Raw genomic sequence first — 22,682 nt, 5'->3', positions numbered from 1 at the left:
GGGTGGAGAGACCCGTGGCCGCCCCAGCCGGTCGGGTCTCTCCTTCGGGGGCTGGCACCCCTCAGTAAACCAGCCCGCGATAGATGGCCGGCAAAGCGGCCGGCAGCTTGGTGATATCGGAAACGAGAGCGAATCCGCCTCTTCCGAAGATGGCGGGAAGGTAGTCCTGCGCATTGCGGTCGATCGTCACCGCGAAAACAGAAAGACCTAATGCGCGCGCTTCGCCGACAGCGCGCCGGCTGTCCTCCAGCGCGAACCGTCCTTCATAATGATCGACATCGTTGGGTTTTCCGTCCGTGAGCATCAGCAGCAGCTTTTTGCGGCTGCTTTGCTTGGAGAGCTCCGCCGTCACATGGCGGATCGCCGCTCCCATGCGGGTGTAGTAGCCGGGCCGCATGGCGTTGATGCGCGAGACCGTCTTCGGTGAAAAGGCTTCGTGGAAGGCTTTCACCGATTCGATGCGGACCCAGGAACGCCGCCGCGACGTGAAAGTGTTGATGGCGAAGCTGTCGCCGCAGGCGTCAAGGCCGCGGGCGAAGACGTCGAGCGCCTGCTTTTCGACGTCGAGAACGCGGTGATTGTCAACCCAGGAATCGGTCGACAGAGAAACGTCGACAAGGATCGACGTCGCAAGTTCATGAGCCATCGGCCGCGTGGCTTGATAGATCCGATCGTCGGGCTGTCCCGTCGCCAGGAAATCCGTCCGGGACCGAACCACCGCTTCGAGGTCGAGGTCATTGCCATCGAGCTGCGATCTGAGGAGCTGCCGGCGCGGCCGCAATGTCTCGAACTGCCGCTTTACCTTACGCACGAGCATATCGTCGCAGGCCGGCACTGATGACGGGAGGGGCTCTTCCACCGAGGTGACGACGACGCGGCAATAGTCCTCAAGATAGAATTGCTTGCGGTAGTCCCACTCGGGATAGGTCAATTCGGCTTGGATCCGCGTCGGATCGAAGGCCGCGGGCGACAGATCGAGGTCGAAGTGGAACCGCGACTTCGGACGCTCTTTCGTTTCGCTGAGCGACATCTCATCCAGTTCGTTGGCGGCCTGCGCGTCATCGTCGTCGCGGTCATCGGTCGGCCGGTCGACATTGACCATCTCTGCCATTGCAAGGATCTTCTCGAACCGGTTGAGAATGAACGGATCCCGCCTGCGGTCGTCGCGATCCTGCTTTCGCGTCGCCGCATGCGCTTGCCGGTCATTGGAGGCGGCGTCACCTTTCGAGGGAAGGTCCTCGCGTTCGGTCGCGGCCATCTCAGTCTTCGCAACGAAGTCCGGCCATAGCGGAACAGGCAGCATCGGCAGATATCCGGCCGGAGCGCGTAAAACCGATGGCATCGCATTCTCCGGCAAGACGTGGCCAAGGGGATGGGTCAGTGCCAGGCAGATCAAAGCCTCAACCTGGCTCTCGACGCCCGGCAGCCGGCCGCGGCTTCGCGCCGCAAGCACGCCCTGGCACAGGCGGTCGTAACGCGAGCGCATGCCGGGAAACGCCTTGAGCACGCGCGCAGCGATGCTGCGGCCGAGCGCGATCCTATGGAGATCGAGGAGCAGGGGATCGGCAGGCGAGGGCACAGCCTCACCCATCACCGCCATGTAGGCGACCATCCAGAAATAGAGGTCGCGGTTCAGGCCCCTGTCGGCAAACAGGTCAATCTGGGCCGGCAGCATGATCGCCGACTCGTCCCGTCTTGCATGATCGCTGCGCTCTTCGCCAAGCCCGACGACCTGGCGCAGCTTCAGCCGGTGCCGCGACGTCTGCGGGCGCACCGGTTGCAATCGGACCGTTGCCTCTCCCCCGAATCCGCGAAAGCACACCGCCAACGGTGACCTCAGATCATTCAAGGCGACCGCGTGATCCGGGGAGCGCGGCCAAGACCGTGTGTCGCCCACCCACCGATGCCAGGCCCGGCCGACGGTCTCTTCAAGCTCCAGGAATTCCAGCATGTCCGTTCCTTCAAGCGACGACGGCGTTTGCAACCTCGATCAGAGCCGCTTTGACGTCGGGCTCATCCGTCAGCGGTTCGATCAATGCTGAGCGCACTGCATCGCGCACCGGCAGGCCGCTATCGATCAGGCTAGCGCAATAGACCAGCAGACGCGTCGATACGCCCTCTTCAAGATCGTGCCCCTTGAGCGCGCGCAGCCGCCGTGCGAGTTCGACCAGCGGCGCAACGCGGGCTTCATCCAGTCCGCTTTCGGACGAGACCACTGCAATCTCCTGGTTCTTGGGCAGGAAGTCGAACTCGATTGCGACGAAGCGCTGGCGGGTGCTGGGTTTCAGCGCCTTCATCAGGTTCTGGTAGCCTGGATTGTACGACACGACGAGCATGAAGCCTGGCTGGGCCTCGAGAAGTTCGCCCGTCCGCTCAAGCGGCAGGATCCGCCTGTCGTCGGTGAGCGGATGCAGAACAACGGCGACATCCTTCCTCGCCTCGACGATCTCGTCGAGATAGCAAAGCCCGCCCTCGCGGACGGCACAGGTCAGCGGTCCATCCACCCAAACCGTGTCGCCGCCCTTGAGGAGGTAGCGCCCGGTCAAATCCGCAGCGGTCAGATCGTCATGGCAGGAGACCGTCGACAAAGGCAGGCCGAGACGCGCGGCCATATGATGGACAAACCGCGTCTTGCCGCATCCTGTCGGCCCCTTGAGCAGCAACGGCAATTGCCGCGTCCAGGCGCTCTCAAAGAGGGTGCATTCGTTGCCGGATGGGACATAGGCTGGAATCTCCGGCGGCAGAGGCAGCGGCTTGGTGAGGGCGATCGTCATGACGAATTCCAATCTGAGGGAGAGGGGAAGTCCGCCTATTCGGCGGGCTGTGCTGCGACATTTGCGGCGGCGCGCTGCCGCCCGGGCACGAAGACTGCCCAGAGGAACATCAATGCGCTGATGAAAACGAACATGCCGGATCCGAGGCGCACCCAGTAAAACAGCGCAAGCTGGTCTTGGACATCCATGTAGGATTCGCCGAGCACGCGCTGCAGATGAACCTGAATGACCCCGGCAAACGTTAGGGCAAAGGTCATGACGGACATTGCACCGCACATGATCCAGAAGCTGGCGATCGACAGCCACTGATTATAGGGCGCACGGCCGCGGATCTGAGGAATGGCATAGGCCATCGCCGCCAAGTTGAGCATCACATAGGCGCCGAAGAAGGCGAGATGCCCATGGGCTGCGGTCACCTGTGTGCCATGCGTATAGTAGTTGACCGACGACAGGGTATGCAGGAAGCCCCAGACGCCTGCGCCGAAGAAGGCCATGACCGAGCAGCCGATCGACCACAGGAGTGCGGCCTTGTTCTCATGCTTGCGGCCGGCCTTCCAGGTCATGACGAACGTGAACACGACCATCGTGAAGAAGGGCGCTACCTCAAGCGTCGAAAACAGCGAGCCGATCCACTGCCAATAACCGGGAGCGCCGATCCAGTAGTAGTGATGCCCCGTCCCGAGAATGCCGGAGAAAAGTGCAAGCCCGATGATGACATAGAGCCACTTTTCCACCACTTCGCGATCGATGCCATTCAGCTTAATCATGAGGAATGCGAGCACAGAGGCCATGATCAATTCCCAGACACCCTCGACCCACAGGTGGACGACGTACCACCAGTACATCTTGTCGAGCGCCAGGTTCGCAGGGTTATAGAAGGCAAACAGGAAGAAGATCGCAACGCCCCACAGACCGAACAGCAGGATGTTGGTAACCGTCGTCTTTCGGCCCTTGAGCACCGTCATCGTGACGTTGAACAGGAACATGAGAGCAACAATGACGATCCCAACCTTGATGGCGAACGGTTGTTCGAGAAACTCGCGCCCCTCATGGATATGGAAGAGATATCCGACGACGGCGACCGCCGCCGCAATCAGGAAGATCCAGAACTGCGCAACCGCAATCTTGCGGCTATAGAGCTCGGTTTCAGCTTCTTCGGGGAGCAGGAAATAGGTTGTTCCCATGAAGCCCATCAGCAGCCAGACAATCAGCGCATTCGTGTGGACCATGCGCACGATGTTGAAGGGCAGCAGTTCCGAAACCGTGTTGGGCAGGACATAGATCGTTCCGGCCAGAACGCCGAAAAGCAGCTGTGCGATGAAAAGGCCAAGCGCTCCGTAGAAGTAGAGCATGGCGACGCTTTGTGTCTTGTACTTCATATATTTGTTCCTTTGTCGCCGATCATCCGGCCTGGTTCGGCGGCCAGTTTTGGGTCATGATGCGGCTCACCCACTCGAGGAAATCTGCAAGGTCGTTGACTTCCTGTTCGCTGAGGTTGAATTGCGGCATCTGGCGGCGCCCTTCGATTCCGGAGGGCTGCGACGCCATCCAGGCGCGAAGAGTCTCGCGCGCACTCGCAGGATCGGTACCGCCGCCCCAGCGCTTCCAGACATTCGAGAGTTCCGGCGCGAAATAGGCGCCCTCGCCATGGAGTGTGTGACAGTTGATGCAGGAATTCTTTTCCCAGACGTGTTTCCCGCGAGCGAGACTTTCGGTCAGCGTGGATTCGTCGGTGGATGTAGTGCGGATATAATAGTGGCTGTGGGCCGTCAGCCCGACAAAGATCGCGAAGAAGAAAATAGACCCGCCGTAAAAGACGTTCCGGGCCCCGGTTTTTGTTAGGCGTTCTGCCATCGATCATCCTTTCATCGTCGAGGCGCGCAAACACCGCAACTCGGCCGTTGAGCCTTCCAGCTCGTGATCGTCAGCATCTAAAGGATCGATCGAAACCGTCTTTGCTATCGCGCAAACAAAATCCAAAGCGGCGCTAGCCTGCAGCGGTCACAGAAAGAGCAAGCAACTTGAGGCATGCCATCGTCAGCACCAGCCCCGCCCAGGCAACGACGGACGGAACGAGCGGACTTGCCCGCCCCCGCAGATGCAGGAATTCCAGCAGAACGAGTCGTACCTTCATAAGCCCCACCGGCGCGGCGGCGATGATCAGGACACCCAGCCCAGCCACCGCATGGGCGAAGTAGGCGATTGCAGATGTCAGCGCAGTCAGGGCGATCAGGTGCACAAACGCACGATCGGCGAGCTTTTCGGACTTCATATCGCGTAAACCACCGGAAACATGACCAGCCAGACGATGTCGATGACATGCCAGAGCGTCGTGATGATCGCTACGTTTTCGCGCCCCGGCCGGCAGGCGACGACGATGAGCACCAGCGACCCGAAAATCACGTGAACGAGATGAAAGCCGGTCGTCAGGAAATAGAGCTGGCTGAAAGTCTCGAGCCGCTCACCGGTCAGGTGCGGCAGCTCTCGCAGATATTCGGCGATCTTGACGGCAGAAAACGCAAAACCGCCAGCCGCAGCACCCAGCAACGCCGCTCGCTGCCTCGGCACGACGGCCGGGTAGCAAGCGGCCTTGGCGGCGCACCAGCCGCTTGAAAGCAGGATGACCGTGTTGAGCAAGGGATAGGATAGAGCGAGATGACCACGCCCCTCAGCAAACGCGGCTGGCTGGAAGTAGCCGGCAACCAGAAAAGCACCCAGGAGGGCGCCGAAGGCGACGAGTTCGCTCCAACCGAGCACCCATGCCAGGAGCATGTCATTATCCTCAGATGCATGGTGCACGCGACTGTTTTGCATTCTTGTCCGTTTCTCTGATCCCAGCCGGTTTATTTCCTCAGCGGCAAGGGCTCTTTGACCCAGCGCAAAGAGTTTTGCGACCTTCAGCGCTAGGTCACTGGTTGTTTGGAGGCGCAAAATGACAGACGCACAGATCGGTCTATCGGTGGCCACCCCGGTCATCATCCTTTTTGCCATTACGCTGAACCGCATGGGCGTTTTGCAACGTGGCGCGACGCTGGCGGCGGTGTTTGCCGCCATTGTGATCGCGGCCAGCCTGGTCTTGCAGAGATGACGGAGATGTAGCCATGAACATGATGCCGAAGACCGGCGACTTTGCCGAGCTTGAGGAGAACTATCGCGAGCTGCTGTCATGGTGCAGCGTTCTGGAAGCTATCGCCGACTTTCTCCCATGCCGCATCGACGAGCGGGTCTGCGAGAGGATCTGCTCGCGCCTGCTTCCTGTTTTGGAGAGGACGCAGGCGCTGGAAGAAAGACTGGTGTTTCCTCGTATGGAAAGCTGCTTGGGCGATGAAAATGCGGCCGATGCGATCGCAAGGCGCCGCGACGATCATCACCGGGATCGCAACGCTGCCGAGGAGATCGTCGTCACGCTTTGCGAGTTGAAAGCGGGCGACTCAAGGCTGTCGTGGGACTCGATCGGTTACATGCTGCGCTCGTTCTTCTGCTGCATGCGGCGCCATATCGCGGCTGAACAGGAGATGCTCGGAATGCTCAAGAACGCGAAGCTCGCCCAGTAAGGGAGTTTTTGCTTATCCGCTGCAAGATGAGGCACGTCATCGGGGCCGAATTTCGGGAATGGCGGCGAACCCATCCAGGCGGTCGGCTGCGTCCGCGGACGCAGGCGCGATGCTCTTCGACCTGTATGCGCCCCGGCGGTTTCGCGACCTCGGCTCGGAAGAAGTCACGTGTCCCTTGGCTTTTGGTGGCATCGCATGGTCAAGGGTTCGTCCGCCCTCGTTGAGTTTCCCTTTGCCCCCGGCGAAGTTGACGATCTACCTTAGTGCAACCAGTGCGTTCCGCACCGTGCTGCCGTTGCGGACCTTCTGATGTTCAAAAGGACGTTTCCTCATCGATCTCGGAGACGGTTCTTCCGCTCCAGGAAGACGTTGAGACGGCGGATCTCGATTCGAAAAATGCCGTCTCCCATCCGGCTTCATCTTCTTGATCTTCTGCTCCTTCCGCCGGGCTGTCTGCCGCCTCTGCGCATGCCTGGGGGCGTTTCCAAACTTCGTTTGGCTCGCTCCGGTATTTGTTGACATAGATCAAGGAACTCACCGACGGCGAGTTCAATATTAGAAGAGATATTCAATATCTGTCATCACGGCTGCAAGGACAGCCCGGCGGAGGATCGTTCAATGGCGAATGCAACCCTGCAGACCCATCCGGTAACATCTCCGGCGACGCCGGCACATGTCTCCGTCCCGGTTCTTGTGGCGACGCTGGCCACCTTCGCCACCATCTCGTTCCTGTTGTGCATGCTGCTCGGCCTGGTCGCTCCCGAATGGGGCCTGCACAGGCCATGGCTGCAGTTCTATCTCGGCCTGACGGGCTTCGATCTTCGAAGCCTGGCACTGGGTCTCCTTCAAAGCGTCATCTTCGGCGGCTATGCAGGAGCATCAATCGCTGCGATCTTCAACGTCATCAGCCGGCGCTTCGGCTGAGCAGAGGAACGGAGCCCACATGGTCGCCGACCGTCGTAAGTTCGCATGGATGAACGCAATGCTGACCTTCCTGGTCGCACTCGCGCTTCTGCTTGCGCCCGCGGCCACAGCGCAGGCGATGCAGTGCCATGAACGCCCGACCCACGGGCACGCCGGGTTCGAGCATTCCTCGTTTGTGACAAAGGACGCCCACGTCTCGCTCCAAGGCGGCCTTCACACTCCCGACCACAAGGGCTGCTGCGCTGTCCCGTGCGGCTTCTGCACCGTCCTGACCAACAAGGACAGGGCGGAGGCACCATTAACCATAGGTTCCTTCCTCCACTTCGTATGGGGCGACCAGACCGGTAGCGGTCTGGCGCTTCCGCCGATGCTCGGTCCTCCTCGTCTTCCGGTCTGAGAAGTCCGGACGCCGCTTTCGTAGCGGCATCTGGTTGCTTCGACGGACGTCCTCCTGGACGTCCAAGACTAATGGTCGGCGCTGCCGACCCGGAAACCAGGAACAATCACAATGAAACGCCGTGACTTTCTCAACGGCCTGATGGTCGGCGCAGCCGCGCTCGGCACCTCGGCCGCCCTCCATCCGATCCGCACCTGGGCGCAGGGCGTCGCCGCCAAACCATCTGCGCCAGACACCTTATCGCTCGGCTACCGGAGCATCGACGTCAAGGGCAGATCCGCCCGCGTCTTCGGGCTCGTCCAGCCCGACGGCACGCCGGGGTTGTCGCTGGACGCCGGGGCCGAATTCGACGTCGCGCTGTCGAGCGGCATCGACGAATCCACCCTGATCCACTGGCATGGCCTGACGCCGCCCTGGGCGGCCGACGGCGTGCCCGACAATCCCGCCGCCCTCCTGCAGCCGTCCGAAACCCGCCGCTACACCTTTCCCGTCGGCGCGGGTGGCACGCACTGGATGCACGCGCATACACTCCAGGAACAGAATCTGCTCGCTGCTCCGCTGATCGTGCGGACCGCGGACGACATAAAGCGGGACGAGCAGGAGGTCATCGTTCTGCTGCATGACTTCTCGTTCCTGCCGGCGGAGGAATTGCTGGCGAGGCTGAAGGGAAATAGCCCGCACGGTGCCATGCCGATGGACCATGGCGCCGTGCAAGGCATGGCCGGCATCCAGCATACGATGTCCGGCAACAGCGTGTCCGGAATGGCAATGCCGGGCATGGCCACCATGGACCTCAACGACATCAACTATGACGCCTATCTCGCCAATGATCGCATGCTCGACGATCCCGAGGTCGTGAGGGTCGAGAAGGGTGGCCGGGTCCGTCTGCGCATCATCAACGGCGCGACAGCGACCGCCTTCACCATCGACATGGGCCGCCTTCCCGGAGAACTGGTTGCTGTCGACGGGCAGGGGGTCGTGCCGGTCGCCGGGATGTCGTTCCCCGTCGCCATGGGCCAGCGCCTGGACATCCGCCTGAGCCTGCCGAAGGAGGGCGGCGCCTTTCCCGTTCTCGCCCTCCGCGAAGGAGCGCGGGAGCGCACGGGTATCGTCCTGGCCACCGCAGGCGCGGACATCCGAAACATGACGGTCGCGGGTGACACGAAAGGGCCGGTTCTCGGGCTCGACCTTGAGCAGCGCCTGCACCCTGTCAGCCCGCTGGCCACCAGGCCCGCCGACCACCGCTTCGAACTCTCGCTGACGGGCGAAATGGCCGCCTACAATTGGCGCGTCGACGGCGCGGACGGTCTCGTCGTGAAGCGCGGCCAGCGGATCGAGGTCGCGATCGGCAACACGTCCATGATGGCCCATCCGATGCACCTGCACGGGCATCATTTCCAGGTGGTCGGCATCAACGGAGCGCCGGTCGCGGGCGCGGTCAGGGACACCGTCCTGGTGCCGCCGATGGCGAGCGTGGTCTTGGCCTTCGACGCCGACAATCCCGGCCGCTGGCCGCTTCATTGCCATCATCTCTACCACATGGCGACGGGCATGATGGCCTACCTGACCTATGACGGCGTCGGCTGACGCGGTCTCGGAAACCGCGAAGCCCTTTGTGCAACTCCAAGGAACCGAGGCATCCTCATGAATCAGAACCATTCCTATCCGTCGGCATGGAGCACGTACAGCCGAACCGTCTTCATCGCCTTCGCCGTCATCGCGGCAGGGCTCGTAGCCTATGAGCACCGCGTCCACGTCCTCGGCGTCCTGCCCTGGCTTCTCATCCTGGCCTGCCCGCTCATGCATATGTTCATGCATCACGGACACGGCGGCCATACCGGTCAAGATCATTCGACCCATCGAGCGGGCACGACGCCACACAAGCCGAAGGAGAAAGAAGATGTCTGACACTCCCGCCTATGGACTCTGGAGCCTGGTGATCATCAATTCCATGGTGTTCATTGTCTTCGCCGCGAGCTTCACGAGGCTCGAGACAAAACGGGACTGGCGCTCGCTTGGCGCCTTCTCCGCCTTCGTCGTGGCACTCTTCACCGAGATGTATGGCTTTCCGCTGACCATCTATCTGCTGTCCGGCTGGCTCGGGCGGAATTTTCCGGGCGTCGATTTCTGGTCGCACGACGCCGGCCACCTGCTGGAGATGACGCTCGGCTGGCGCGTCAACCCGCATCTCGGGCCGTTCCATCTCGCAAGCAACATCCTGATCGTCGCCGGCTTCTGGCTGCTCGCGTCAAGCTGGCATGTGCTCTATGCCGCCCAGCGCGACCGCCGTCTGGCGACCACGGGGCCATACGCGCGCGTCCGCCATCCGCAGTACGACGCCTTCGTCGTCATCATGATCGGATTCCTGCTGCAATGGCCGACCCTGGTGACGCTCGTCATGTTCCCGGTGCTGGTATGGGTCTATATTCGCCTTGCGAAGCGGGAGGAGGTGGCCTCGCGGGCCGAGTTTGGATCCAAATGGGACGCCTATGCCAGGACCGTTCCTCAGTTCCTTCCGAGGTTCGGCCGCGGAACGAATGCGGCTGGAAGCGATCGCGGAGGAGCAGTCCATGACTGATCATCACATGCACGAAGGCCATGTCCATGGTCATCGCCATCATGGAGGCGAGAAGGCGGCCGACTCGACAGGTGCCGGGCCGGAGGCTCCGGAAGGCGTGATCTACACTTGCCCGATGCATCCGCAGATCAGGCAACACGGCCCCGGCACCTGTCCGATCTGCGGCATGACGCTCGAACCGGAAGTCACGACCGCAGAGGCCCGACCGAGTACCGAACTTGCCGACATGACCCGGCGGTTCTGGATCGGACTCGTCCTGTCGCTGCCCGTTCTCGCGCTGGAAATGGGCGGCCATCTCACCAACCTGCATATGGTGCTCGGTGCGCAGCTCTCGAGCTGGATCCAGCTCGTGCTTGCGACACCCGTGGTTCTATGGGCCGGATGGCCGTTCTTCAAGCGGGCCTGGGCCTCGCTCGTCAACCGCAGCCTCAACATGTTCACGCTGATCGCGATGGGAACCGGCGTCGCCTGGATCTACAGCGTCATCGCCACGGCCGGGCCTGGCATCTTTCCTGCCACGTTCCGCGCCGCCGACGGTTCGGTCGCGATCTATTTCGAGGCAGCCGCGGTCATCACCGTGTTGGTGCTGCTCGGGCAGGTACTCGAACTGCGGGCGAGGGAACAGACTGGCGGCGCCATCCGGGCGCTACTCGACCTTGCGCCGAAAACGGCCCGCCGCATCAGGGACGACGGTTCAGATGAGGACGTCGGGCTGGACGCCGTCGCGGTCGGCGACCGCCTGCGCGTCCGGCCGGGCGAGAAGGTCCCTGTCGACGGGGAGTTGTTGGAAGGACGCAGCTCCGTGGACGAATCCATGATTACCGGCGAATCCATGCCGGTCACGAAGGACGTCGGCGCGAAGGTGATTGGCGGCACCATGAACCGGAGCGGCGGCTTCGTCATGCGGGCCGGCAAGGTCGGGCGCGACACGATGCTGTCGCAGATCGTCCGCATGGTCGCAGACGCCCAGCGTTCGCGCGCTCCGATCCAGCGGCTCGCCGACCAGGTATCGGGCTGGTTCGTCCCGGCGGTGATCCTCATCGCGGTCGTCGCCTTCGTCGCCTGGGGCGTCTGGGGACCGGAACCGCGCTTTGCCCACGGCCTCGTCGCCGCCGTCGCCGTGCTGATCATCGCCTGCCCATGTGCTCTCGGACTGGCGACGCCGATGTCGATCATGGTGGGCGTCGGGCGCGGTGCGCGAATGGGCGTCCTCATCAAGAACGCCGAGGCGCTGGAGCGCTTCGAAAAGATCGACACGCTGGTCGTCGACAAGACCGGCACACTGACCGAAGGCAGGCCGAAGGTAACCGAATTGAAGGCAGTCGGAGGAATAGACGAAGCGGAACTCTTGAGGTTGGCCGCAACGCTCGAACGTGCCAGCGAACATCCCCTTGCCGCGGCCATTGTCGCCGCGGCGCAGGAGAGGGGCCTTGCCCTGAGCGAGGCCCGCGAGTTCGACAGCCCCGTCGGCAAAGGGGTTACCGGTACGGTCGATGGCAGGAAGCTGGTCATCGGCAGCCACCGGATCATGGCTGACGCAGGCGTCGATCTTGCGGCTCTCATGGCCGAGGCCGAAGCGCTGCGCGGCGAGGGTGCGACAGTGATCTATGTCGCCATCGACGGCAAGGTCGGCGGTCTTATCGCCATCGCCGATCCGATCAAGGCGACGACGCCCGAGGCGCTGCGTTCGCTCAAGGAGGAGAACATCCGAGTCGTCATGCTGACCGGCGACAACAGGACGACGGCACAGGCGGTGGCCCGCCGGCTCGGCATCGACGAGGTGGAGGCGGAGATCCTGCCGGAGGACAAGGGAAAGGTGGTCGCCAGGCTTCGAAGCGAAGGACGCGTCGTCGCGATGGCAGGAGACGGGGTCAATGACGCCCCGGCGCTTGCCGCCGCCGACGTCGGCATCGCCATGGGCACGGGAACGGACGTTGCGATCGAGAGCGCCGGCGTGACGCTGCTGAAAGGCGACCTGCAGGGTATCGCTCGCGCACGCAAGCTTAGCCACGCGACGATGAGCAACATCCGCCAGAACCTGTTCTTCGCCTTCGTCTACAACGCAGTCGGCGTGCCCATAGCGGCCGGCGTGCTCTATCCGGCCTTGGGGCTGCTGCTCTCGCCGATCATCGCTGCCGCCGCCATGGCGCTGTCCTCCGTCAGCGTCATCGGCAATTCGCTGCGCCTGCGCCGCTCGTCCTTGGACTAGGTCAGCGCCCGCCGGAGCATGATGTGTAAATGCCTGTCCTGCGCAGGATGGAGGACGCAGGTCGAAGAAGACCACGCAAAAGGAGAATGGACATGACGACGACACGATTGCCAAAGGCGGTGATGCTAGCCGCGCTGATCGCGGCCGGCGGAACTGGTCTCGCGCTCGCGCAGACGAACGTTGCAGACCCGCATCATCCTGCGACGCCGGCGCAGGCACCACCCCCATCCGACGCGGACGGCGGAATGACGGGGCAGGGCCAGGGAGCCATGCCCGGCGGATCCGGTATGATGCCTGGCGGGATGATGGGGCGGAACATGATGCCGTCCGGCATGATGGGCGGCATGCCGATGATGGCGATGCGCGGACACATGATGAAGATCATGTTCGCGGTCGCCGATGCCGACGGAGACGGCGCGCTGTCCTTCGAGGAGGTGACGGCGATCCACAAGCGGATCTTCGACAGTGTAGACGCGAACAACGACGGCAAGGTCACGACCGAGGAGATGCAGGCGTTTATGCGGCCGTAGCAAGGACCGGGGGAGTCCGACTTGGCGGCTTCGCGGATAGTCTAGTCGCGAAGCCGGTCGGCGTGCATTGACCACGGCGGGGCGAGATCTGCCGAATCCTCTGTCTCTGATCCTGTGCGCGAAGTCCGCATCGATGTCGGCCGCGTCAGGACCCGCCGTCTTCGACACCGCTTCGTTCGGCGGCAGCCGGTCGGTCAGTCAGCCTCAGCCTGGCGGAGGCGCGCGCCTGCCCGCGACCCGGCCTTCGATTTCGACGTGGTCATCACGCTGTCGGAATTCGACCGTGGCGAGACCGTGTTCTACCGGGACGAGGAGGACATCAGGCGAGCGCGCGCTGCGTCTCGCCGCCTATGGTGCGGATCAAATCCGCCGACTATGCGGTCAATGTTTCGGCGCAGCCAGGAACCGACTGGAAGCACAATCTCTGGGCAACGCTCTGCACCGCTCCAGTCTCCCGAGTGGCAGCCGACGCGTCCTGGATCTTGAGGAAAAGCTGCGTCAGGCTGTCGACCAGAAGGGGCGGGCTGTGATTTTGCGGAAGGTTAGGAGGGCGCTCCAGGAAGAAGTACGTGATGGCAAGTCATCGGCGCCGCGATAAAGCGTCACGGCGGCAATACTCAGGTCTTCCATGGTCGCCAGGCAAAACCTGTCCGAACGGGCAGGCATTTTGCGATGGATCAATGCCGGCACGCCCCGATCCGAATTTTCTACCCGGCAATCGCAAACCGGCAAGGCTATGGAGGTTATGATGGCCAATATGATGAAGGCGGCACTGGTGAAGGAATTCGGTAAACCGCTGTCCATCGAATGCGTGCCCGTTCCCGTTCCGGGACCTGGTGAAATCCTCGTCAAGGTCATGGCGTGCGGCGTATGCCATACCGATCTTCATGCTGCGCACGGCGACTGGCCGGTTCGCCCGGCACCGCCTTTCATCCCGGGACATGAGGCGGCCGGCGTTGTCGCCGCGCTCGGACCGGGCGTGACCGAATTCAAAGAGGGCGATCCGGTCGGCGTCGCCTGGTTGCACGATGCCTGCCTGCGTTGCGAATATTGCGAAACCGGCTGGGAAACACTCTGCGAACATCAGCACAATACGGGCTACAGCTGTAATGGCGGCTTTGCCGAATACGTCATCGCCTCCGCCGCCTTCGCCGCCCGCCTGCCCGAAGGCGTAGATTTCGCGCAAATCGCACCGATCCTCTGCGCAGGCGTGACGACTTACAAGGGCCTCAAGGAAACCGAAGCGCGTCCGGGTGAATGGGTTGCCATATCCGGCGTCGGCGGTCTCGGTCATGTCGCCATTCAATATGCAAAGGCGATGGGCCTGAAGGTGGTCGCTCTCGATGTCGCAGCCGCAAAGCTGCAGATGGCGCGCGAAGTTGGTGCCGATCTCGCGGTCAACGCGCTTTCCGAGGATGCCGTCGAGAAGGTGCTGAAGGCCACGGATGGCGGCGCCCATGGCATCCTCGTGACCGCCGTTTCCTCGCCGGCTTTCTCCCAGGCGCTACGCATGGTGCGCCGTAAAGGGACCGTCAGCCTCGTCGGTTTGCCGCCGGGGGAGTTTCCGACGCCGATCTTCGACGTCGTATTGAAGCGCATCACCGTTCGAGGCTCGATCGTCGGCACGAGGCGGGATCTCGACGAGGCCCTCGCCTTTGCCGCCGAAGGCAGGGTCCGCGCCGAGATCGCCAAGGTGCCGCTCGAAGACATCAATACCATCTTCGCGGGGCTGAAGTCGGGAACGGTCGAAGGCCGCATCGTGCTCGACTTGGCCATGCCGGCAACCGCATCTGCGACGCGGGACGGGCGCCCCTGAGGGAAGCCGCTGCACTGTGTCTCCGCTACCCCAAGGCGGCGGAGACGCTCCTGTCGCCGGTAAGGCGTGAAACTCGGTGCTGCGGCACATATCCATCATCGAGGTCCGTTGGCGTGTCTGCGCCATCTTGGGAAGTTGACGCTGCCCTATGCCACCTTGTGGGAAGAGCGGGAGCTTGCTTCCCTCGCAGATCTTGCCCGTGAAGACGCGGTACAGTTCTCTCCGGTCAACCTGGAAGCGGCCATTCTCATTCCCTAACGACGACGGTGAGGTGAGTCATGTTCATGAGTTTCTTTGAACCTTGACCTTCATCAAAGCGAAGGTCGGCGGACGGACAGATATTCGTGTCAAGCACTGAAAGAAGACCGGCCGGACGAACAGCACAGTCGTCCGCGCCGCGCCGGAAAAAAGAGGACCGGAAAGACAGTGGAGGGAGAACTGATTTGGACTCGGCCGCACCGCCCATGCGCAATATTCATTCAATGACTGTCTTGGAAGTCGCTGCTGCGCTCGGCGTTGATCCGGCCCGCGGGCTTGACGAGCAGGACGCCGAGCAGCGGCTGCAGCAGTTCGGCGCAAATGCCCTCGCGACAAAAAAACGCCTGTCGGATGTTCGCTTGTTGCTGCGGCAGTTCGCGAGTCCTGTCATGCTGTTGCTCGCCGCCGCTACTGCGCTTTCGCTTGCATTCGGCGAGTACCAGCAGGCTGTGGCCATAGCTGCAGTGTTGTTTATCAATTCGGCGATCGGCTATTTCACAGAGCGGAGGGCGGTGCGCTCTCTGGAGGCGCTAAGGCGACTTGGAAAACGCAACGCGCGCGTACGTCGAGCGGGACATGCGCAGCAAATCGCGGCGGAGAAACTGGTTCCTGGAGATATTGTCCTGCTTGATGCAGGCGACGTCGTCGCAGCGGACATGCGGTGCGCGAGTTCAGCCACGTTAAGAATCGATGAGTCGGCTTTGACCGGTGAATCCGTGCCGGTCGGCAAGGGGATCGAGCCGGACTCAGCACTTGCCGGATTACACGAGCGCAACGCCATGCTCTTTAAAGGCACAAGTATCGTGAGCGGAGGTGGCGAGGGCATCGTGACGGGTACCGGTCTCGCCACGGAACTTGGCCGCATTACTCAACTGATTGACGAGGCCAGCGGTGGAGACACTCCACTTGTACGCCAGCTTGCGCTTCTATCGCGGCAACTCATATGGATTACGCTGGTGCTTGCCGCGGCTATTTCCGCGGCCGGGCTCTCTTCAGGAAGGCCGGTCTTCTTGATGGTTGAAACGGCGATTGCGCTTGCCGTAGCCGCCATCCCCGAAGGACTGCCGATCGTGGCGACGCTGACACTTGCCCGCGGCATGCTGCGCATGGCACGGCACAACGCACTGGTCGAGAACCTCGCGGCCGTCGAGACGCTCGGTTCGACGACCGTCATCATTACCGACAAGACCGGCACACTTACCGAAAATCGCATGGAGGTTGAGCAAATTCTCATGCCTTCAGGTGCTTTCTCCATTGACCATGGTCTGGCCTCCATCGTGAAGGAAGGCACCATCGTCAATCCCTCGGCTGATCCGGAGCTCATGCAGGCACTGCTGATTGGTGTTTTGTGTTCAAACGCAGAGTACGACCCCCATGCCTATTCCGGCACCGGTGATCCGATGGAAGTCGCGCTCCTGCGCGCTGGAAGTTTCGCGGGCCTTGACCGCAAGGAACAGATTGTGACGTTTCCGGAAGTGGCCGAGCATCCCTTCGATGCCACAACCAGGCGTATGGCAACCATACACAGGACCGGCGACAATTATTTTGCTGCCGTAAAAGGTGCTCCCGAAGACGTGCTGGCGGCTGCAGACCGGATCGGCATCGAGATGGAATCGCTTGATGCGGCGCAGCGGGCGGTTTGGCTGCGTCGCGCTGAAGAACTTGCGGCAAGAGGGCTGAGGGTCCTGGCGGTCGCCCTTCATCCGCGTGCGGGCCAGGATCAACCGGTTCCAGACGGATTGGTATTCTACGGCCTTGTCGGTTTTCGCGATCCCCCGCGGGGCGATATACCGGAAACGATCGCCGCTTTGCGGGGTGCAGGGATCCGCGTCGTGATGGCAACCGGCGATCACCCGAGTACCGCGCTTGGGATTTCGCAAGCGATTGGTCTGACGGAGCCGGGCGCGTCGGTGATGACCGGAGCAGAACTGTCCCTGCTGCGTGACGCGTCTGAGGCCGAGCGTCAGGAGATCATTCACAGGCAGATCTTTGCACGCGTGAGCCCGGAGCAAAAACTCGAACTGATCGGCGCCTTTCAGCGCGAAGGCGAAGTAGTCGCCATGACAGGAGACGGGGTCAATGATGCGCCGGCTCTCAGCAAGGCGGATATCGGTGTCGCCATGGGCCAACGTGGAACAGACGTCGCCCGAGAGGCTGCAGACATGGTCTTGCTCGACGACGCCTTTTCAACCATCGTGCATGCCGTTCGCGAGGGACGGATCATCTTCGCCAATATCCGCAGGTTCTCGGCATACCTGCTCTCGTGCAATCTGGCGGAGGTGCTGGTTGTGGGTATTGCTGTCTTCACGGGACTTCCACTGGCATTGCTGCCGCTACAAATTCTATTCTTGAACTTTGTCACGGATGTCTTTCCGGCCTTTGCGCTCGCCGCCGGAGAAGGTGAAGACGATGTGCTCGACCGGCCGCCGCGCCAACAGAACGAGGCAATCCTCACGAAGGCGCAATGGGTCGCCGTTGCAGTCTATGGAGCGGCAATTTCGGGCGCCACGCTTCTGGCATTGATTTCTTCCATACGCGGGCTTGGCCTGGCAGCCGAACAGGCGACAACGGTTTCCTTCGTCACCATCGCGCTTGCCCAGCTGTGGCATACCTTCAACATGCGCGAGAGCGGAAGTAGCTTCTGGTATAACTCGGTGACCCAAAACCGCTTTGTCTGGTATGCCACCTTGCTTTGCCTTGCGCTGTTGTTTGCGGGGATCAACGTACCGTTTCTATCGGAAACCTTGGAGATTGCGTCCATAGGCATAGAAGGCTGGGGGCTTGCCATCAGCTGCAGCCTGCTGCCGCTTGTTGCAGGGCAGCTCTGGCTTTCGTTGAGCGCTCGACGACCGGCTTTCGGCTCGCGTTTCAAGGCGGAGCTGGATGCGCAGTCCTAACCGGACAACGGGGCATGGCAGCGTTGATCTTCATCAATGCGGTTACATTCGGCGTGCTTTGATATGGCTCTGCGAGCTTCATTAAGGGCGGAGGGACCTCTTCGCCACTGTCAAGCGGAGCGCCATCCGGATGAACGACTAAAGACGGAGATAGCAATGGGTCTCGACGACCAGCGGGAGGCGATAGCTTTCCTAAGCGATCCGAAATCGTACGGCCTCAGCTTGCCCGTTGAGGTGATCGAAACGCATATCTCGCAGATCTTTTTGGCAGGCCAACGTGCCTACAAAATGAAGAAGGCGGTGAAGCTTCCTTATGTCGACTTCTCGACCGCACACCTGCGTTTGAATGCATGTCAAAAGGAGGTGGAGCTGAACAGCCTGACGGCGCCCGGCCTCTATCTCGGCGTCAAGAGCCTCTCCAGGGACAGAAACGGGGCTGTCTGTTTCGCAGAAGGAGGCACGTCTATTGACGCCGTCGTCGAGATGGTCCGCTTTGATCAGGATCTCTTGTTTGACCGGCTTGCGGCAGCCGACAAACTGACGGACGATCTGATGACGTCCACAGCGCGGATGATCGTGCGCTATCATCAAGATGCAATTGTCACCCAAGGCCGGGATGGCGCCGCCGACATGAAGGCGGTCCTGACTGTCAACAGAAAGGGATTTGCGACCAGCACGCTGTTTGCCGAACATGAGGTTGTTGCCTTTGACCGGCTTTTTCGAGGTGCGCTTGAACGGCATGCGGATCGATTGCGAGCGCGAAGTGCAGCGGGAAAGACAAGGCGCTGCCACGGCGATCTGCATCTGCGCAATATTTGCCTTCTTGACGGCGAGCCGCGCCTGTTTGATTGCATCGAATTCAACGACGCAATCGCCACGGTTGATGTCCTTTACGACCTCGCCTTTCTGCTCATGGACCTCTGGCATCATGGGCATCGTCATCATGCCAATCTGGTTGCGAACCGCTATTTCGACGAGTCCGACAATGAGGATGGCTTTATCCTCTTGCCTTTTTTCCTGGCAGTGCGTGCTGCCGTCCGTGCCCACGTGACGGCAACGCAGGCTGAGACTGCAAAGGCGAACATCGAAGCGCTGCGCGCCGAAGCCCAATCTTATTTTGAGTTGGCGCGGGAGCTGCTCGTAGCAAGGCCTCCACGGCTGATTGCGCTCGGCGGGCTGAGCGGTTCCGGCAAGACAACGGTGGCGGAACGCCTTGCTTCCCACATCGGCATGGCGCCGGGCGCGCGCATCGTCGAAAGCGACCGCCTGCGCAAAGCCATGCACGGCGTTCCGGCGGAAACACGCCTTCCAAGGGCGGCCTACCGCCGAGAGGTGTCTGAACGCGTATATTTGGAAATGGTCCTGCGGACGGACGCCATTCTTTCCGATGGCGGATGCGTCGTCGCTGACGCTGTCTTCGATGATGCAGAACATCGGGCTGCCATCGAGACACCAGCGTGCCGGCGGAACATCCGGTTCAGCGGGTTCTGGCTCGATGCTGATCCTACGTTGTTACGGAAACGCGTGGAGGACCGGCGAGCTGGTCCTTCGGATGCGAGGCTCGAGGTGCTTATGATGCAGCTTTCACGCCAGCTTGGTGACTTCGCCTGGCGCAAGATCGATTCCTCCAAAAACACTGATCTCATCTGCGACGAGATCCTTGCGGGATCGATGTCCGAAGAGCCGGCGGCCACAGCAGGAACTTGAAATCTCCGGCCGGTCCTCCCAGCCCGCAATGCGGCAAACGTGACGTCCACGTTTGATGCGGATCAAAGCTAGCCGCTACCGCATTGCTAAGGTCGATCCTGTGCGTTCGAGCGTGACTCGCGGGGCCATCAACACTCGCGAGCCAATAATCGCGTGCCGCTAACAGTGAAAGGGCGCTGAATGTCGATCAAGAACCTTGCGCCGCTGCTTCATCCTCGATCGATTGCCATTATCGGCGCCTCTACGCGGCCAGACGCGATCGGGTCAAAGATTCTGGATAATGTGTTGCGCGGCGGATTTGCCGGAGACATCTGGCCGGTCAACCCGAAACACGAGCGAATTTTCGAGCAAAGTTGCTATCCAAGCGTATCTGCATTGCCTGCCGCGCCGGACGTCGCAATTGTTGCGACACCGGCCCCGACTATACCGTCGCTTCTTCGCGAGTTGGGAGAGAAGGGAACCAAGATCGCGGTTCTTGTCACGGCAGGACTGTCTGACAAGAACGGCCTCAAGCAATCCGCTCTTGAGGCGAGCAAGCCTTACGGCTTGCGGATTTTCGGGCCGAATGTCGTTGGCCTGATCCTGCCGGCGGCAAACCTTAACGCGAGCTTCGTGCTCACGGGTGCCAGCCGCGGCAACATTGGGCTGCTGTCCCAATCCGGCGCCATCGTAAGTTCTCTTCTTGATTGGGCAGGCGATCACGATATCGGCTTTTCCCAGGTTATCTCGCTTGGCGATATGATCGATGTCGATATTGGCGACGCAATTGATCTCCTGGCAACCGATCACGAGACGTCTGCAATCATCATATATCTGGAATCCATCGTTAATCCGAGAAAGTTCATCTCGGCCGCGCGGGCGGCAGGGCGCCTGAAGCCATTGATCGCCATCGTCCCGGGCCGCCATAAGGCAGCAGCTGCTGCGGCGGCGACCCACACCGGCGCACTCGCCAGCAACGGCCGCATCCTTGATGCCGTCCTGAAGAGGGCAGGGATCATTCGCGTCGCGACGCTCTCGGAACTGTTTGCCGCCGCCGAGATCACCGCGCGCTTCCCGCCGCTCTCTCCTGCGCACATCGCCATCGTCACCAACGGCGGCGGCGCCGGCGTGCTTGCCGTCGATAGCCTTCTCGACAAGGGTGAAGTGCTTGCGTCATTGACGGCAGAAACGATAGCCGACCTCGACCGGCTTCTCCCAGGTGGATGGTCCAGGAGCAATCCCGTCGATGTCGTGGGTGATGCGACACCCGACCGTTACGCTGCAGCAGTCAGGACGATCGCTGCCGATACCGGAGTGGATGCCGTTCTTGCCTTGCATTGCCCGGTGCAGGCTGCGCCGCCGGTTGCAACCGCCCTCGCGATTGCAGGGATAGTGCAGGAGGGCACACTGGCCGGCAAGCCGTTGCTAACCTGCCTCTTGGGTGGAAAAGCAGCCCGGGATGGCCGCCAGATTCTGCGCAGTGCTGGAATCTCGGACTATGAGATGCCCGACGACGCGATAGCGGCGCTTCATATCCTCGCACAGTGGGGCCGGCGCAAGGAGCAGCTCACGCACATCACGGCTTCGACCGCCAAAGAGATGAGCTTCAATCGAAATGCAGCTTTCCGCATATTCGAAGGAGCGGCCAACGAGGGCCGGACGATGCTGACAGAGATCGAAGCGAAAGCGGTGCTCGCAGCTTACCAGATTCCGGTTCCCGAATATCTCGTTGCTGAAACGATCGCAGCCGTCGACCACCTTGCGACGAGGATGTTGCGGCACTATCCAAGCATCGTCCTGAAGATCCTGTCGCGGACAATTACCCATAAATCGGACGTTGGCGGCGTCGCCTTGAATCTCACAAGCGTGGCCCAGGTGTGCCGCGCCGCGCGTAAGATGAAAGCAGCGGCAACGGCGGCGGAGTTCGCCGACCAGATCCATGGATATGTCCTCCAGCCTATGGTCAAGGTCGACAACGGGTTCGAACTTCTCGCAGGACTTTCAGCTGACGCCATATTTGGGCCGGCCATCTTATTCGGGGCAGGTGGGGTCGCGGTCGAGCAGACCGACGACATCGCCATGGGCCTGCCGCCACTTGACAATGGCCTGGCAGACGATCTGATCAAAGCCACCCGTATTGACCGGCTGCTGCAAGGCTTTCGTCACATCCCAGCCGCAAATCGTGACGCCATCAAGAACGTGCTTTTCGCGCTCTCGCAGCTGGCGGTCGATTTTCCGTTCGTTCGCGCTGTTGATATCAATCCGCTGGTCGCCGGACCCCGAACCGTCATCGCGCTCGACGCCCGCATCGAAATCGATCCATCGCGATTGCGGGAACCGGTGCCTAACCGGAACCTGGTAATCAGGCCGTATCCAGTCGGGTGGAGCCGCGACGTCAATTTGATGGGGCAACACTTCTCCTTGCGGCCGATCCTCCCATTGGACGCCGAGCTTTATGCGGGGCTGCTGGAGCAGACAACGGCAGACGATTTGCAGATGCGGTTCTTTGGGCAGACCAGGCTTTCCGAGGCGGCAATTGTCCGCATGACGCATATCGACTACGAGAGAGAGATGGCCTTCGTGGCGATCAATCCGGCAGGGCAGCTTGTGGGCGTTTCCCGTCTCATGATTGACGCGGGGCGGGAGTGGGGCGACTATGGCCTGCTCGTCAGGAGCGACCAACAGCGCATCGGCTTGGGAACGGCGCTCTTGCAGCAGCTCCTGCTGTTCGCACGCGCAGAAGGTCTGGCGGAGGTCCGTGGCTCCGTTCTGCGCGGCAACGCAAAGATGCTCGGGTTGTGCCGCAAGCTTGGATTTGAGGTCGCGACCTCATCTGGTGATGCGGGGCTTGAACTAGTGCGCCTCAGGCTTGCCGATCCAAATGCGGCAGGGGGGCGAAACAAGCGTGATCTGTCACAGGACGCCACGAACGGCAGCGGTCATTGCCCACTCCGGCTTGAGAGAGATCAAGGACGACGGCGGAGAAACAATCTAGCCTGATATTCTGAACAACCGCGGAGGCCGCACATGACTAGTTTGCACATGCCACTTCCATTTTC

The 22,682-nt window shown here is 61.5% G+C and carries 19 protein-coding genes and 1 pseudogene; 14 read left to right on the top strand and 6 right to left on the bottom strand.

Annotated elements, in window-relative coordinates; genetic code table 11:
- Nucleotides 1–61: 61 nt before the first annotated feature.
- From BN1800_RS32350 to BN1800_RS32325, 6 genes are all read right to left on the bottom strand, one after another.
- Nucleotides 62–1,951 (bottom strand): nitric oxide reductase activation protein NorD, encoded by a 1,890-nt coding sequence (locus BN1800_RS32350; RefSeq protein ID WP_087003666.1) that lies wholly within the window; start codon nucleotides 1,949–1,951, stop codon nucleotides 62–64.
- A gap of 10 nt (nucleotides 1,952–1,961) precedes the next feature.
- Nucleotides 1,962–2,774 carry a CbbQ/NirQ/NorQ/GpvN family protein gene (locus BN1800_RS32345; RefSeq protein WP_087003703.1) on the bottom strand — a complete coding sequence of 271 codons (813 nt, stop codon included), beginning with the start codon at nucleotides 2,772–2,774 and terminating at the stop codon, nucleotides 1,962–1,964.
- Nucleotides 2,775–2,809: 35 nt separating this feature from the next.
- Complete coding sequence (locus BN1800_RS32340) at nucleotides 2,810–4,153, bottom strand: cbb3-type cytochrome c oxidase subunit I (protein ID WP_087003663.1); 1,344 nt, start codon at nucleotides 4,151–4,153, stop codon at nucleotides 2,810–2,812.
- Between the two features lie 22 nt (nucleotides 4,154–4,175).
- Nucleotides 4,176–4,628, bottom strand: a complete 453-nt coding sequence (locus tag BN1800_RS32335) for a c-type cytochrome (RefSeq protein ID WP_087003660.1) — start codon at nucleotides 4,626–4,628, stop codon at nucleotides 4,176–4,178.
- A gap of 133 nt (nucleotides 4,629–4,761) precedes the next feature.
- Nucleotides 4,762–5,046: a cytochrome C oxidase subunit IV family protein gene (locus BN1800_RS32330; protein WP_087003657.1), complete on the bottom strand. Its 285-nt coding sequence runs from the start codon at nucleotides 5,044–5,046 to the stop codon at nucleotides 4,762–4,764.
- Entirely contained in the window at nucleotides 5,043–5,546 is a 504-nt protein-coding gene (locus BN1800_RS32325) for a cytochrome c oxidase subunit 3 (RefSeq protein ID WP_244564734.1), read from the bottom strand. Before BN1800_RS32325 ends, BN1800_RS32330 begins: the two co-directional genes overlap by 4 nt.
- Nucleotides 5,547–5,706: 160 nt before the next feature.
- Here BN1800_RS32325 and BN1800_RS41695 point away from each other — a divergent pair, with 160 nt between their 5' ends.
- From BN1800_RS41695 to BN1800_RS32250, 14 genes and pseudogenes are all read left to right on the top strand, one after another.
- A complete protein-coding gene (locus BN1800_RS41695; protein ID WP_087003650.1) occupies nucleotides 5,707–5,862 on the top strand; it encodes a hypothetical protein in 156 nt (51 codons plus the stop codon).
- Nucleotides 5,863–5,875: 13 nt separating this feature from the next.
- Complete coding sequence (locus BN1800_RS32315; protein WP_244564733.1) at nucleotides 5,876–6,328, top strand: hemerythrin domain-containing protein; 453 nt, start codon at nucleotides 5,876–5,878, stop codon at nucleotides 6,326–6,328.
- 618 nt (nucleotides 6,329–6,946) lie between these two features.
- Nucleotides 6,947–7,252, top strand: a complete 306-nt coding sequence (locus BN1800_RS32305; RefSeq protein WP_087003644.1) for a hypothetical protein — start codon at nucleotides 6,947–6,949, stop codon at nucleotides 7,250–7,252.
- A 19-nt stretch (nucleotides 7,253–7,271) separates the two neighbouring features.
- Entirely contained in the window at nucleotides 7,272–7,649 is a 378-nt protein-coding gene (locus tag BN1800_RS32300; protein ID WP_087003641.1) for a hypothetical protein, read from the top strand.
- Nucleotides 7,650–7,760: 111 nt separating this feature from the next.
- Complete coding sequence (locus BN1800_RS32295) at nucleotides 7,761–9,236, top strand: multicopper oxidase family protein (RefSeq protein WP_087003638.1); 1,476 nt, start codon at nucleotides 7,761–7,763, stop codon at nucleotides 9,234–9,236.
- Between the two features lie 57 nt (nucleotides 9,237–9,293).
- Nucleotides 9,294–9,557 (top strand): DUF2933 domain-containing protein, encoded by a 264-nt coding sequence (locus BN1800_RS32290; protein WP_087003636.1) that lies wholly within the window; start codon nucleotides 9,294–9,296, stop codon nucleotides 9,555–9,557.
- A complete protein-coding gene (locus BN1800_RS32285) occupies nucleotides 9,550–10,227 on the top strand; it encodes a methyltransferase family protein (RefSeq protein ID WP_087003633.1) in 678 nt (225 codons plus the stop codon). The genes BN1800_RS32290 and BN1800_RS32285 overlap by 8 nt, the downstream gene beginning before the upstream one ends.
- Nucleotides 10,220–12,436 (top strand): copper-transporting P-type ATPase, encoded by a 2,217-nt coding sequence (locus BN1800_RS32280; RefSeq protein ID WP_179213954.1) that lies wholly within the window; start codon nucleotides 10,220–10,222, stop codon nucleotides 12,434–12,436. Before BN1800_RS32285 ends, BN1800_RS32280 begins: the two co-directional genes overlap by 8 nt.
- Before the next feature lie 92 nt (nucleotides 12,437–12,528).
- Nucleotides 12,529–12,966, top strand: coding sequence for an EF-hand domain-containing protein (locus BN1800_RS32275; RefSeq protein WP_087003627.1), 438 nt, complete (start codon nucleotides 12,529–12,531; stop codon nucleotides 12,964–12,966).
- A 133-nt stretch (nucleotides 12,967–13,099) separates the two neighbouring features.
- Nucleotides 13,100–13,421 (top strand): annotated as a pseudogene (locus tag BN1800_RS42985) (hypothetical protein); the annotation flags it as partial.
- Between the two features lie 290 nt (nucleotides 13,422–13,711).
- The gene (adhP, locus tag BN1800_RS32265) at nucleotides 13,712–14,782 is read left to right on the top strand and encodes an alcohol dehydrogenase AdhP (protein ID WP_179213953.1); all 1,071 of its coding nucleotides are present in this window, start codon (nucleotides 13,712–13,714) and stop codon (nucleotides 14,780–14,782) included.
- 482 nt (nucleotides 14,783–15,264) lie between these two features.
- The gene (locus BN1800_RS32260) at nucleotides 15,265–17,937 is read left to right on the top strand and encodes a cation-translocating P-type ATPase (protein WP_179213952.1); all 2,673 of its coding nucleotides are present in this window, start codon (nucleotides 15,265–15,267) and stop codon (nucleotides 17,935–17,937) included.
- A gap of 156 nt (nucleotides 17,938–18,093) precedes the next feature.
- The gene (locus tag BN1800_RS32255) at nucleotides 18,094–19,644 is read left to right on the top strand and encodes a bifunctional aminoglycoside phosphotransferase/ATP-binding protein (RefSeq protein ID WP_087003622.1); all 1,551 of its coding nucleotides are present in this window, start codon (nucleotides 18,094–18,096) and stop codon (nucleotides 19,642–19,644) included.
- A gap of 180 nt (nucleotides 19,645–19,824) precedes the next feature.
- A complete protein-coding gene (locus BN1800_RS32250) occupies nucleotides 19,825–22,623 on the top strand; it encodes a bifunctional acetate--CoA ligase family protein/GNAT family N-acetyltransferase (protein ID WP_087003619.1) in 2,799 nt (932 codons plus the stop codon).
- Nucleotides 22,624–22,682 lie beyond the last annotated feature (59 nt).

Origin of the sequence: Rhizobium sullae (assembly GCF_900169785.1) — a bacterium.
GTDB lineage: Bacteria > Pseudomonadota > Alphaproteobacteria > Rhizobiales > Rhizobiaceae > Rhizobium > Rhizobium sullae.
Note: the sequence above shows the minus strand (reverse complement) of the source record. Positions and strands in the feature narration are given on the sequence as shown.